Annotated in this window: 16 protein-coding genes and 1 tRNA gene; 10 read left to right on the top strand and 7 right to left on the bottom strand. The window is 54.9% G+C overall.

Annotated elements, in window-relative coordinates; genetic code table 11:
- Window positions 1-112 precede the first annotated feature (112 nt).
- On the bottom strand, window positions 113-937 hold the full coding sequence (locus ACO6S1_RS01880) for an isochorismatase family protein (protein WP_066749108.1): 825 nt from the start codon (window positions 935-937) through the stop codon (window positions 113-115).
- 238 nt (window positions 938-1,175) lie between these two features.
- On the opposite strand from ACO6S1_RS01880, the gene ACO6S1_RS01875 reads away from it, so the two are divergent.
- Entirely contained in the window at window positions 1,176-2,192 is a 1,017-nt protein-coding gene (locus ACO6S1_RS01875) for an AraC family transcriptional regulator ligand-binding domain-containing protein (RefSeq protein WP_422344671.1), read from the top strand.
- A gap of 83 nt (window positions 2,193-2,275) precedes the next feature.
- Here ACO6S1_RS01875 and ACO6S1_RS01870 read toward each other — a convergent pair whose 3' ends face one another.
- The 4 genes from ACO6S1_RS01870 to ACO6S1_RS01855 form a co-directional block, all read right to left on the bottom strand.
- The gene (locus tag ACO6S1_RS01870) at window positions 2,276-2,740 is read right to left on the bottom strand and encodes a DUF1348 family protein (RefSeq protein WP_422344670.1); all 465 of its coding nucleotides are present in this window, start codon (window positions 2,738-2,740) and stop codon (window positions 2,276-2,278) included.
- Between the two features lie 3 nt (window positions 2,741-2,743).
- The gene (locus ACO6S1_RS01865) at window positions 2,744-3,016 is read right to left on the bottom strand and encodes a hypothetical protein (protein ID WP_422344669.1); all 273 of its coding nucleotides are present in this window, start codon (window positions 3,014-3,016) and stop codon (window positions 2,744-2,746) included.
- Window positions 3,013-4,086, bottom strand: coding sequence for a pyridoxamine 5'-phosphate oxidase family protein (locus ACO6S1_RS01860; RefSeq protein ID WP_422344668.1), 1,074 nt, complete (start codon window positions 4,084-4,086; stop codon window positions 3,013-3,015). Before ACO6S1_RS01860 ends, ACO6S1_RS01865 begins: the two co-directional genes overlap by 4 nt.
- 83 nt (window positions 4,087-4,169) lie before the next feature.
- Window positions 4,170-4,790, bottom strand: a complete 621-nt coding sequence (locus ACO6S1_RS01855) for a glutathione S-transferase family protein (RefSeq protein ID WP_422344667.1) — start codon at window positions 4,788-4,790, stop codon at window positions 4,170-4,172.
- A gap of 178 nt (window positions 4,791-4,968) precedes the next feature.
- Between ACO6S1_RS01855 and ACO6S1_RS01850 the strand changes: the two genes are divergently transcribed.
- From ACO6S1_RS01850 to ACO6S1_RS01820, 7 genes are all read left to right on the top strand, one after another.
- The gene (locus ACO6S1_RS01850) at window positions 4,969-5,865 is read left to right on the top strand and encodes a LysR family transcriptional regulator (protein WP_422344666.1); all 897 of its coding nucleotides are present in this window, start codon (window positions 4,969-4,971) and stop codon (window positions 5,863-5,865) included.
- Between the two features lie 115 nt (window positions 5,866-5,980).
- Window positions 5,981-6,589: an outer membrane protein gene (locus ACO6S1_RS01845; RefSeq protein ID WP_422344665.1), complete on the top strand. Its 609-nt coding sequence runs from the start codon at window positions 5,981-5,983 to the stop codon at window positions 6,587-6,589.
- Between the two features lie 62 nt (window positions 6,590-6,651).
- Entirely contained in the window at window positions 6,652-6,855 is a 204-nt protein-coding gene (locus tag ACO6S1_RS01840; protein ID WP_422344664.1) for a hypothetical protein, read from the top strand.
- Window positions 6,848-7,168: a hypothetical protein gene (locus ACO6S1_RS01835; RefSeq protein WP_422344663.1), complete on the top strand. Its 321-nt coding sequence runs from the start codon at window positions 6,848-6,850 to the stop codon at window positions 7,166-7,168. The genes ACO6S1_RS01840 and ACO6S1_RS01835 overlap by 8 nt, the downstream gene beginning before the upstream one ends.
- Before the next feature lie 85 nt (window positions 7,169-7,253).
- Window positions 7,254-7,709, top strand: coding sequence for a DUF983 domain-containing protein (locus ACO6S1_RS01830; protein WP_422344662.1), 456 nt, complete (start codon window positions 7,254-7,256; stop codon window positions 7,707-7,709).
- A 260-nt stretch (window positions 7,710-7,969) separates the two neighbouring features.
- Window positions 7,970-9,145 (top strand): IS110 family transposase, encoded by a 1,176-nt coding sequence (locus ACO6S1_RS01825; RefSeq protein ID WP_422344661.1) that lies wholly within the window; start codon window positions 7,970-7,972, stop codon window positions 9,143-9,145.
- A gap of 150 nt (window positions 9,146-9,295) precedes the next feature.
- Window positions 9,296-9,388: transfer RNA gene (locus ACO6S1_RS01820), tRNA-Ser, on the top strand.
- Window positions 9,389-9,400: 12 nt separating this feature from the next.
- On the opposite strand, the gene ACO6S1_RS01815 is transcribed toward ACO6S1_RS01820, so the two are convergent.
- Entirely contained in the window at window positions 9,401-10,294 is an 894-nt protein-coding gene (locus tag ACO6S1_RS01815; RefSeq protein ID WP_422344660.1) for a LysR family transcriptional regulator, read from the bottom strand.
- Window positions 10,295-10,390: 96 nt separating this feature from the next.
- Between ACO6S1_RS01815 and ACO6S1_RS01810 the strand changes: the two genes are divergently transcribed.
- Both ACO6S1_RS01810 and ACO6S1_RS01805 read left to right on the top strand, forming a co-directional pair.
- On the top strand, window positions 10,391-11,038 hold the full coding sequence (locus tag ACO6S1_RS01810) for a class I SAM-dependent methyltransferase (protein WP_422344659.1): 648 nt from the start codon (window positions 10,391-10,393) through the stop codon (window positions 11,036-11,038).
- 130 nt (window positions 11,039-11,168) lie between these two features.
- On the top strand, window positions 11,169-11,756 hold the full coding sequence (locus ACO6S1_RS01805) for a polysaccharide biosynthesis/export family protein (RefSeq protein ID WP_422344658.1): 588 nt from the start codon (window positions 11,169-11,171) through the stop codon (window positions 11,754-11,756).
- Window positions 11,757-11,767: 11 nt separating this feature from the next.
- Here the strand turns inward: ACO6S1_RS01805 and ACO6S1_RS01800 are convergent, their stop codons facing one another.
- Window positions 11,768-12,433: a hexapeptide transferase gene (locus ACO6S1_RS01800; protein ID WP_422344657.1), complete on the bottom strand. Its 666-nt coding sequence runs from the start codon at window positions 12,431-12,433 to the stop codon at window positions 11,768-11,770.
- Window positions 12,434-12,768: the final 335 nt, after the last annotated feature.

Genomic DNA, 12,768 nt, shown 5'->3' with positions numbered 1-12,768 from the left:
CGGTGACCGATGAAGCCGGGATCGGGGGGCAATGGGCATTCCCGGTCACCGTCCGTTCGGCTGGAGCAGGGAGAGGGGTCAGTGGCTCCAGCCAAAGATCAAGAGGGTTGGGCTATTTGCTGCGATAGGCAGCCCTGATCGCCTTGACGGTGTTGTCGGTGTTGTCGACAGCACTGGCAATCATGCGGAAGTTCACAAGCGAAGCATCGTAGCCGTTATAATGTTCGGTGATGGCACCGGCGGTGGCATCGGTGACAACCATGACTTCAAAGCCTGCCTCGATCAGCGACCGCATGTGCGATTCCGTGCAAAGGTTCGAGGACATGCCGCCCAGGATTACCTTGGAAATCCCTGCCTTGCGCAGCTGCAGGGCCAGGTCGTTGCTGTCAGGCCCGTAAACCTTGTGCGGGCTGGTCACGACTGTGCGACCGTTGTTGATGTAAGGCTTGTATTGGTCGAGCCAGTCAGCACCTGAACCTTCAAAAGCTTCGAGGGTTAGGGCATGCGGGCGGTCAAACATGCCGATGGAGTGCATCAGCGTTTCAAGCGTGCCTTCGAACTGCCAGCGATGGTCGTGTTTGAAATAATAGTGGGGAGAGACGAACACCGGCATGCCGGTTTGATCGGCAACCTTGAAAAGTGCTCCCAGATTTTCAACGGTGCGGTTCTTGGTGATGCTTTCACCCACGACGCCCCAGGTCACACCGTTGGGCGACAGAAAGTCGTTTTGCGGGTCAGTAATGACGATCGCGGTTGTTGCAGGATCGATCTCGAATCCGGGCATCGGCAATCCGTCGTTGACCGGTGGTTGGGTTGCGGTTGCGGCGCGGGATTCTTCCTGTGCGGCTGCGCCGCCGGTAGCCATGCCAATTGTTGCGATAGACGCGAGCAGGGCAAAGGCCAGCTTGCGCGAAGGCTTGGGGGGGTGGTTCATCATTTATTCCTCAGCAAGTGTTTCAACCTGCCAACTCGCCTTGGGTCATATATCCGGACCTACAGGTCAAATATTGCTATTCGCCGGATTTCGCCTTGGAGTTGACGATGACTGGATTACGCCGACCGAGCGCGGTATTTCTTGACCGTGGCTGCCAAAAATTTGATCTGGCATGCCAAATTCGGAGAAATGCGTTATACGAAGCATTGAATCGGCAACGACGGGGTAGGGAGAACGCACGGTGGTAAAAGTTTCGAGCCTTTTTGCCCGCAAGGCGATTGCTCAGGCGGAGCAGGCGGTCGCCAATCGTGCGTTGGCGCGCGTCGGCATAGCGCGAGAAGTGCTCGCCGATCCCGCGAACCACATACCTGTGCAACAGCACCACCTGCTGTTTGAAACATTGGCCCGGGAAGAACGCCCGCAAATCAGCTTTCACATGCGGACGTCGGCTTCGATGCGCTGTGAGGAGTTCGGCCCGCTCGGGCTGACGATCAAATCCGCGCCAACGCTGCGACGATCGTTCGAGCGGCTTGACCGCTATGCCAGACTCTACAATCCCTATTCCGTCTTCGCCTTGGCGGACAAAGGTTCGGAATGCTGGTGGATGAACCGTAAGCCTGCCCCGGATAATGACGGCGCCAAGCTTTCGAACGAAGCAGCGCTGGGAACCTTTGTCTCGCTTTGGCGCGATGCGAATGGCGACGAATTCAACCCCAAGCGTGTCCAGTTCACTCACCTGCCGGTGGGCGATGTGCTGCCGCTTGAAGAGCATTTCAAATGTCCGGTGACCCACGGCGCTGAAGTCGACGCGATTATCATGCATCAACAGGACGTTGATCGACCAAACGGCGTCGGAGACCAGCATATCTGGAAATTTCTCCGTGAGCATATGGAGGAAATCCTTCGCACTACCGAACCGGATCGGATTGACCGCGAGGTGGTTATCCAGATTGCCAACAGCCTCAGCGATGGGGTGCCGCGCCTCGAGGATGTGGCATGCCATCTGGGCATGGGGAGCCGTACCTTGCAGCGCCGCTTGTCGGATCTGGGGCACAGCTATCAATCCCTGGTCGATGAGGCACGACGGGAGGTGGCTCTCAAGCTCGTCGGCGAAACCAGCCATTCGCTGGTGGAGGTTGCCTTCCTGACCGGCTTTTCGGAACAAAGCTCCTTCACCCGTGCGTTCAAGCGATGGTCGGGAAAAACGCCGCGGACCTATCGCGGTGAAGGGCCGAGAGTGGCGGTTGTCCAATATTAAAGGTTCAAAGTCTTTCTTCATTGGTCGGGAACGGCACCTGCTGCCTCACGTGCGCAAGAGTGCCTGCAGATATCGGCAGTCCGCTAAAGCCCAAGCTGGGACAGACCCGGATGATCGTCAGGACGCCGCCCGAGGGGCCAGCGGAAAAGACGTTCAGCTTCTGTGATCGGCCGTTCATTGATGCTGGCATGGCGGTTTTGCATCAGACCGTCTTCGGCAAATTCCCAATTCTCGTTGCCATAGGTGCGAAACCAGTTTCCGCTGTCATCATGATATTCGTAAGCATAGCGAACCGCGATGCGATTGCCGCTATATGCCCAAAGTTCCTTGATTAGCCGGTAGTCGAGCTCTTTCGCCCACTTCCGCTCCAGAAATTTCCTGGCTTCTTCGCGGCCCCGGGGAAATTCGGCGCGATTGCGCCATCTGGTATCTTCAGTATAGGCCAGAGCAACCTTGGCTGGATCGCGACTGTTCCAGCCATCTTCGGCCAGTCTCACTTTCTCGCGAGCGGACGTTTCGTCAAACGGGGGCAATGGGGGACGTGACATGGTTCAATCCTTTATCTGGTGGGGAGAGAGAGGAGGCTGAATGCGATCCTCACAGGGGAATTCTGCCAGCGTCCCCGCCTCTGCCGCGCCTGATTGCGCATCGGCGGAGCGGGCACCCGATGGAAACTGGAATATGAGCAGCAACATCAGCAGATAGAGACCCGCGATATTGCGAAAGGTAACGAAATCGCCATGCTCGCGGCTGGCGCCATCCGGTGGAAAATAATCCATAGCCAGCTCCTCAGCGGCAGGCATAGCTATCAGGCTGATAGTCATGGTTCGATCTCCCCGGGCGCGCTTCCGGCCGCCCGTGCGGCGGCGGAAAGCGGGGCTCTGCTATCGGAGTGAGTAGCGCGGCCCGCGCCAAGCTCGGTCGCAACCTCTGCCCAAGAGCCGGTTCTCAGCGATTTCGGCGAGAAGGCATTCTCACGCATCGTCCACCGCAAGGTCGAGCCCCCCCGGCGAAGGACCATCTTGGTCGGGCTGAACCTCCAGATCCGTTCTGCGCCCCTGAAAGATGCGATTTCCGGAGAATCAGTGATAACCCGCGCGGTCCCGGTGATTTGCAGGATGTCGCCTGTTTCAAAATCGACGAACAGCAAGCCGGCGCGCGGATTGACCAGGAAATTGCCGAGCGTGTTGAAGTGGAAATTGCCGGAAAAATCCGGGATCGTCAGCTGACCATCGTCGCCTATCCTGACAAATCCGGCTTTGCCGCCTCTGTGCGAAGCATCGATCTGCCTGATGTCACCGCGGTCGACATAGGATGCGACGAAAAAGGTGTCGGCGGTCGCAATGATGGCACGGGCCTCCTCGGTCAGTTCGCCGGATTCCGCGACCGACGCCGACTTGGTCAGGTCCGTTTCACGCGAAAAGCTGTAATCACGCAGCTGGATATATTGCGGGCAGTTGCCAAAGGCTTGGCCGACCGTAACTTCCAGGGAACCGTCTGCGGCGCTCTTGATGTCTCCGTTCATCCGGTTGCGACGCCGGGTGTGCAGTTCGATGCCGAGCATGCCGATGGCATCGCCGGTCTGTGCGCCGGCGGAGGCGGGATCGGCGGCATCAAGCGTTCCGCGGATGGTAAGAGACCGGGGTGACGGGGAACTGATGAAGCCCGGAGCGCCAGTCAGCATTGTGGACCATATATCGCCAGAATGATCGACCGTCGCCACAATGATGAACGGCAATCGCGCATAGAAGTCGCGGTGCTGCTCGGGCATGAAATCCCGCACTATTTTTGCGCCGATATGCTCCATCCGTTCAGCCATGCCGACCGAGCGCTGCAGTGCGATTTCGCCTGCGTGGAAGAGCCCGTCTGCGGGTTCGCCAGTCAATCTGTTCATGGCCAAGGTTCCTGTTGCAAGGGGGGCGGGGCAGCGGCGCTGCAGGAGGTGGAACAATGCGCACCGCTGCCTCGCCAATGGTGTCAGGCCGCTGCGGCGAGCCCGATCGGGGTCTGGGGGAAGGCGACGAATCCGGGCAGCGCTTCGATGCGGGAAAGCCAGGCGTTCACTTCGAGATAGCCAGAGAGATCGACATTCCCTTCCGGCGCCCGCGCGATATAACTGTAGAGCGTAACGTCTGCGACCGATGGTTTTGGCCCGCCAGCGATCCAGTCGCGGCCTGCCAGTTCTGCTTCGATAACAGTCAGGACATCGTGCGCGCGGCCAATCACTTCATCCGGGCTGAAGGCGGCGCCGAACACTGTGATCAATCGCGCTGCGGCCGGTCCGAAAGCAATCTGCCCTGCGGCAACCGACAGCCAGCGCTGAACCGCTGCTGCTTCTGCCGGCGTCTCCGGCAACCAGTCTGTGCGGCCAAATTTCTTTGCGGCATAGACCAGAATTGCGTTGGAATCGGCGATGACCTTATCACCGTCGACCAGAACCGGAACCTGGCCAAAACGGTTCATTTTCAGATAGTCGGGCTGCTTATGCTCGCCTGCGCCCAGATCGACATCGATGACTTCAACCTCCGCATCGATTAGTGAGAGGAATAGCCGCGCCCGATGGGCATGACCGGAAAGTGGGAAGTGGTAAAGTTTCATGGGATCACTCCTGATTATATGGGGCCGATATGTTCGGCAGGTTCTATGTGGAGCAATCCAGTTCCCGTAAGAACCGGGATTATTTTGAATTCAGTATTTCGCAAATTGAAACAATATGGGTTGTTTCTCTCTGCTGTCCCGCTAATCTGCGCTCTTCCATTGCTGACGGAGGAAGAAAATGGATCGGATCCAAGCCATGCGCGTGCTGGTGCGCATCGCCGATAGCGGAAGTTTCGCGGAGACGGCCCGCCAGCTCAACATGAGTCCGCCTGCGGTAAGCCGCGCCGTCGCGGGACTGGAGGACATAGTCGGCGCCCGTCTGCTCACGCGCACTACGCGATCGGTTAAACTGACCGAGATTGGCGCGCGTTATGTCGAAGACTGCCGGCAGATCCTCGCCGCGGTTGAAGAGGCTGAAGCCGCCGCATCGGGATCCTTTGCAAAGCCGACCGGAAGTTTAACCATCACGGCTTCGGTGATGTTCGGACAAATATATATTCTGCCGATCGTTACCGAGTTTCTCGACATCTATCCCGAGGTGACAGGCCGTCTGGTGTTTCTGGATCGAGTGACCAACCTGATTGACGAAGGTCTGGATGTCGCCATCCGGATCGGCCATCTTCCCGACTCCAGCTATAGCGCGATCAAGGTCGGATCCGTCCGGCGTGTTGTCTGCGGCGCTCCGGAATATTTCGATCGGGAGGGTGTCCCGGCACGACCTGCCAATCTCGCGACGCACCGGATAATTGCGGCAACCAGCGCCTGGACCTCACTGGACTGGAGATTTGGTCGAGAAGAAAAGGAGACTGTCCGGGTCTCGCCGGGTCTGTTCTGCAATTCCAATCCTGCGGCAATCGAGGCGGCGCGATCCGGTTGGGGACTCACCAGGGTTCTATCCTATCAGGTCGGGCCGGATCTGGTATCGGGAGAGCTGCAGACGGTTCTCGAGGAATATGAGGAAGAGCCTTTGCCGGTTCATATCGTCCATCCGGAAGGCAGGAATGCATCTGCTAAGGTAAGGACATTCGTCGATTTTGCTGCTGAACGACTGCGGGCAAACCGCTTCATCAATTGATTCATTGTTTCATTTATTGGAATAATATCTTTCGCTGAAGATCGATTATCACGAAAGTCGGACGATCCTATCTGCATATCCGACCCCGCTTCAGGGGCAAGATATGGAGTTAGAAATGAAATCGAAAATAATCTTAACGGCCCTCGCAGGCATTGCAGGCTTAATCGCAGCGCCGGCGCAGGCCGATAATTTTGATGGCCCCTATATTGGTGTTCAGGCGGGCTGGACCAGGGCTGAAGTGGCCGATCGCACCATCGATGCTCAGCCTGTCGATGCCGAAGTGTCGCGCGATGCCGTCGTGCTCGGTGGCTATGCCGGATATAATTACAAGGTAAGTGACCGCTTCGTGATCGGTGCCGAGGCTGGCTTCAGCGGCGCATTTGATGATGATGTTCGCGGCCAGACGTCCGGTGATTCGGTCACAATCGATCCGCGCTACAGCTTCGATTTGTCTGCTCGTGCGGGTTACCTCGTGGATGACAAGACGCTCGCCTATGTGCGGGGCGGCTATGCCAATGCCCGGGTTCGCACGACACTGGTTTCGGATGATGCGACGTCGCGTGCATCCGACAATCTGAACGGTTGGCTCGTCGGCGGAGGCGTCGAACGCATGCTGACCGACAAAATCAGTGCGCGTCTCGAATATCGCTACACCGACTTCGGCAACAATGGTGGTCAGTATGACCAGCATCAGGCCCTGGTCGGCATCAGTTACAACTTTTGATCCGCTTGATGGTGCCGCCGTCCTGAAAAGGCTGCGGCACCAATGTGGTCATGGAATTCATCATGAGATGGACTTATTCGAAATTTGTCGAGCCTGATCTGGGGTTCTCGTTGTTCAAGCTGCAGTCGATCGTGAATGCAGCCTTCGGCAGCGGTCCCCTGACCGCGGCTCTTTTGAACCTGACTGCAGTGGCATTGGTTGCGGTGGTTAAGCGCTACCTGCCTGATCTTCTGCGCCTACGCTGTGTGCACCCCTGCAATGGCTGATGCTGGGTACGAACGGATATTAAGCCAGCTCAAACTGGCTTTGCTTAACGATTGCGGCTGTGAGGATACCCTTTCTAGGGCCGAGGAGGAGGCGCGCGATGCGGGACTCTCCGGTGCCGATATAGACGCCGCATTGGGCGAACGCAGTTTCGATGTCCGAACCATGGCAGTTCTGGCCTTCGGCTGCGCGCTCAAGAATGGTGATGTTACCGCTCGAGAGTCTGCCAGAGAAAGGGCGCTGGCCTTGGGTTTGACAGCCGAAGAGCTGGATTTCTTTACCAGTTTTGTTTCGGAATTTCGCGGGCTGGCGTAGAGATGATAGCACGGCCAGCCCCTTATTGTCGATTGTCTGATCGTCCGGTTCAGCGATCGTTAGTTTTGAACAATGGAGATCGCCGATGACGGATCACGAGAACAGCAAAACCAGGGAAATATTCATTGCGGGGTGGAAAGGCCATTGTCCGCGTTGTCGCCAAGGGCGCATGTTCCGCTCCTGGCTGAAGATTCAGGACAGGTGCGAATTCTGCGACTTGGATTACCGTTTTGCGGCTCCGGATGACGGCCCGGCATTCTTCTCTCTGTGCTTTGTTGCATTCCCGCTATTGTTCTTCGTGGTCTGGCTTCAGGTTGCTCTCGAGTTACCGGTGCCTCTTGTTTTTGCAATCGCGATCCCGCTGATGGGAATTGGCTGTCTACTCCCATTACGTCCGATCAAGGGATGGTTGGTCGCCTCCCAACACTTAAACCAGGCGGTCGAAGCTGGAACGGAAAAGCTCTGGTCGGACATGCATGCAAGAGAGGATGAGGCAAAACGCGACACGCTAGACTCTTGGCGATCTCCAGACTCTCGATGATCCACTTCTGCTTGCCGCCCATGAACAGCCCTAGCGCAGCCTTTCGGTCGCCGCGGAAAGCGGACGCAATCGCCGCGCCACCTACGACCGCTTTCGGGCTACGCTATACCCGATCCCAACGTCTTAGATTGGGGCGCTTATCCGACCGACAACTTCCGCATTCATAATGTCCGCTTTTGATGCTGTGGACGGCGTGCCTCACCAGCTGAGTCGAGCTGGTATGTTGAGGGAGGCAATGCCGCCAGCACAGGAGCACGCAGATGAAGCAGCAGATAGCAGTTATCGGTCTGGATTTGGCCAAGTCGGTATTTCAAGTTCACGGGATTGGGGATGATGGTGAGGTGATCACGCGCCGCAAGTTGTCCCGGTCGCGGTTGCTGGAGTATTTTGGCAGACTTAAGCCGTGCCTGGTTGGTATGGAAGCCTGCGCAACAGCGCATCATTGGGCCAGAGAGATCGGAGCATTGGGGCACGAGGTAAAGCTGATGCCGCCACAATATGTGAAGCCATACGTCAAGAGCCAGAAGAACGATATGGCCGATGCCGAGGCGATCTGCGAGGCAGTGACCAGACCGAACATGCGCTTCGTGCCAGTCAAGACACTGGAACAACAGGCCTTGCTGGTGCTGCATGGCGTTCGCGATCAGTGGGTGCGTTTGTCAACGCGCCTTATCAACACATTGCGAGGCCATTTGGCGGAGTTTGGCATTGTCGCTGCCAAGGGCCGAATGGGCGTGGAAGCGATATTGGCAGTCCTTCTTAATGATGAGGATGAACGTCTGCCTGATTTGGCTCGAGAGAGTCTGATACCACTCGCCCATGAGCTGGGCATCGTTAAACGACAGATAGTTGAGGCGGATCGCAAGATAGCCAAGGTGCACAAAGCCAGTCCAGCCAGCAGGTGCCTGGAGACCATTCCCGGTATCGGCCCTGTCATTGCCACCCGTGTCATTGCCGAAGTTGCCGACCCCGGCAGCTTCAAGTCAGGCCGGGCGTTCTCGGCATGGATAGGTCTGGTACCCAAGCAGCATAGCAGTGGTGGTCGGGATAAGCTCGGCCACATCACCAAGAATCCGCCACAAGATAATGATACCAAAGGCCTTGGAACCGATTATTTCGACCGCGATTGGGAAAAGATTAAAGAACATCAGCAGATAACGCAGAATCTAATCAAAGACATCGCCGCCAATCTTTCAGACGAGGAAATATCTGACATTGAAGTCCTATTCTACGTCGGTCGCGGAGGTGAATTCGGAGAGCATTACGAGGCCATGCTAGCTGAGACGTTGGCAAAGCATAAAAAAGCAAAATCACGCTGGGAAAGCATCTATCATATCATGACCAAGACCAGTCTACTCAATAACGTCATCGCGGGGTTGAAATCCGTAGGACAGCCGTCGCTTGCCAGTAAATTACAAGCTATGTGGCCCAATTGAGTAATCTAGAGGTTGCGGGCGGACATTATGATCGACCAAAGGACTTCTCGATTGCGACTAACCAGAAACGAAGTGTAGAGACCAAATAGCCTAGTTTTGCGTAATTAATTCACAAATTAAACTTATACAAAAAATACACAATTCTATATTGCATCCATAAGATATTGTTATATAATTATTTTATAATAGATTATTGCCCTCCGAAGGCAGAGGTCACAGGTTCGAATCCTGTCGGGTGCGCCATATCTAATTGTATTATCGCCCTCTGCTGAAATATTCTGCGAGGATGTCGAAAACCAGTCGGATACGGCGGGCCGTTCGCAGTTCCGAATGCGTGGCCAGCCAGATGGGGAATGTAAACGGTTCGCGCTCTGGCAAAATCCGTTCGACTCCGGGTGTTAGTTCAGCCACCTCGTCCGACATTACGCTGATCCCAAGGCCTTGGCGGACCATCTCCCATGCGACGACCCCGTTTTGGGAGCCCAGGCGAAAATTTTGTACCGTGATAGGAATACCGGCAGGTTGAAAATAGCCAGCAATCTCGGCAGCATCGCCGAAGGCCACAAAATCAAGTTTGGCCAATTCCGCTTCATTTTTCGGTCGTCCAACACGGTCAAGATAGGTTGATGCAGCGTAGAAATTTGCCGAAGCCTCTGCCACAAGTCTGGCAATAAGATCAGGCTGGGTTGGTCGTATGTGCCGGATTGCAATATCGGCCTCGCGTCGCTGAATATCGCGTATATCATTGGCTGCGACCAAGTCGATTTCCAGCCGGGGCGCCGCCAATCGTATTTGTTTCAGGACAGGTGGCAACAGATAGGCCGACATCACATCCGAAGCGGTGATTCTTACCTGTCCGTCAATCGTCTGAGACTGGCTTGAAGCCGTCAGTGAAATCCGGTTCGCAACGTCAGCCATCTCGCGCACGTGCGAGAGCAGTTCCGTGCCTGTACGGGTGAGATTCAAAGATTTGCCAACCCGTTCGAACAGTACCACTCCCAAGGCTGTCTCGAGCGCAGCAACCTGTCGTCCCACAGTCGGCTGCGTCTGACCAAGAACACGCGCGGCAGCAGAAAACGAGCCTTCCTCGACAGTTGCGAGAAACGAACGCACCTGATTCCAGTCAAAATTGATCGCCTGCCAATTCATGCATTTATGCATAACAAATCTACAGAAAGTGACAATTTAAAAGAAAAATGTTTGAATCTAATGAGAGGCTAAATCGTAGAAGGAAGGAATAATATAATGGCTCCCCTAACCGATAACGCAGCTTTCTGGACCAAAAAATCCCGTAAATATGCCGCCAGCCCCATAGCTGATATGGACGGTTATCTCAATACGCTTGGGCGGACCAAATCTTATCTCAAGTCCAGCCACAGGGCGCTGGAAATGGGCTGCGGAACAGGATCGACGGCGCTTCTTCTTGCACCTCATGTGGCCCATATCACCGCTACCGATATCGCGCCGGGCATGATCGAGATTGCAAATGAGAAACTGGCGGAGGAAGGCTTGGACAATGTTACTTTCGCGGTCGCCGACATCCTTGATCATAGCACCAAGGATGGCCCTTATGACGTGGTCATGGCCCATAATCTGCTGCATCTGGTATCCGACCTCGACGGCGCGCTGGCCCATATCAGTGCGTTAGTAAAACCGGGTGGTCTCTTCATTTCAAAGACGGTTTGTGCACCCTATCACGCGGGATTTAAATTCAACCTGATCCGCAGCTTTGCTATCCCGATTATGCAGGTCATCGGGAAAGCTCCTTTTGTCGAATTCATGGCGGCGAATGTGCTTGAAGGAAAGATTAAGGCAGCAGGTTTCAAAATAATCGAAACAGGTGATCAAACCAGCATGGTTCTTAGCCGATATCTGGTTGCGCGGAGGGTGTGATCACAAGCAATGCGCCAAATCAAACCGTTGATCCAGTTTGTCTTTCCGATTGTCGTAGGGACCTTGAGCCCCTTTGCGGTCTATATTATCCCATGTACGGGGGTTCATTTTGGCTGGCTGAGATATATTTATGGACACCCGATTTGATGAAAAGCCGCGCTATCGACTTTGGCCGGTTTTCATGATGGCATTGCTGTTGTCTGCCTGTGCTTCCTCTCCTGCATTCCCGGTTGAGACGGCTGAACAGCCGGATATCAAACAAGCCTATCAATTGGGTGCTGGCGAAACGGTTCAGATCATCACTTATGGTGAGGATTCGCTGACCGGCGAGTTTATTATCGGTGCCAATGGCATTCTTGCCTTTCCCTTGGTTGGCAATATTCAGGCTGCTGGCCTGAGCCCGGCTGACCTTGGTATCAACATCGCTGCAGCCCTGGCTGATGGTTATGTGATCAATCCACAGGTGAATGTCGAAGTAAAAAGCTATCGCCCCATTTACATATTGGGTGAAGTGAACAAACCGGGAGAATATCCCTATAATCCCAACATGACCGTGCTTGCCGCGATTGCAAAGGCGGATGGCTTTACCTACCGCGCACAGCAGCGACAGATTTTCATCAAGCGGGCAGACCAGCCAAACGAGGTGTGGATCACACTGGGAAGCAACACCCGTATTTATCCCGGCGATACGATACGGATAGTGGAGCGGTTCTTTTAAGCCTGTCAGGCTCAGGTTAGCGGACGAAAACCGGTGTCATAGTCGGGATCGACTTGCCTGTTTACATAGCCTTCCGATCCGTTCATCGACAATATTCTTGCCGGTATGCCGCCGACCACCCCGTCATCCACAACGTCTTTGGTGACGACGGCATTCGCACCAACGGCCGCCCGATTACCGATCCTGATCTTGCCAATCACCTTGCACCCGGCGGCGAGGAAAACACCATCCCCTAATATCGGTGAACCCTGATTCGGCCCACGGTTCATTTGGCCAAGCATGGACCCATGGGTAATATTGCAATTGGCGCCAATAATCGCATCGCCATTGACCATGATATTGCCAAAACGGTTGATGAAAAACCCGGGGCCAATCCGCGTATATTCGGGAATCGCGATGCCATATTTGTAGCGATAGCGCAGCAGCAGGAGTTTGAGCGGCGGATAGAAAATAACGCGCATGATGCTACGTTTTTTGAGGCAACCGCACAGCCGCATGACAGTTGAATATTTAAAGCCGGGGGTAAAAAAATAGTGCCGCAGAAAGGATCGCGTGCTGCGGTTCCCGGCATAACGATAAAGGTCTGATAATATCAGCGCCCAAGTATAGCGCAGGCTGCGGCGGCGGTGCAAAGCTTTGTCACTCGCGGTGATATTTTCTGTTAGCGCTTCTTGCAAAGCCGGTACTCCCATGAGTCGAATTATTGCGATGCAGCATTGAAATATAATGGTGCCAAAGTGACATAAATGTCGTCCAGAGCAACCACGGATAGACCATATGGTATCTAATCGTGTTGAATACACATCCTGTCTCGGTGACGGAAAACATAGCGTGACAAGCCGTTTTCGCGATGGCAAGCAAGAGTCTCAGGGGAATGATTTCAACCCGTTTCAATATGGCAAGTACCATCGGATTTAATCCGAGCGACAAGAAGATGGATTGATCGAGAGTTTTTATTGCTGCGCCGCAGCACAAATTTTAGACTTTCGATAATCGGAACTGTTCTGGCCAT

Source organism: Parasphingorhabdus sp. (assembly GCF_965233695.1).
GTDB lineage: Bacteria > Pseudomonadota > Alphaproteobacteria > Sphingomonadales > Sphingomonadaceae > Parasphingorhabdus.
This window is presented reverse-complemented; position numbering and strand designations above follow the sequence as displayed.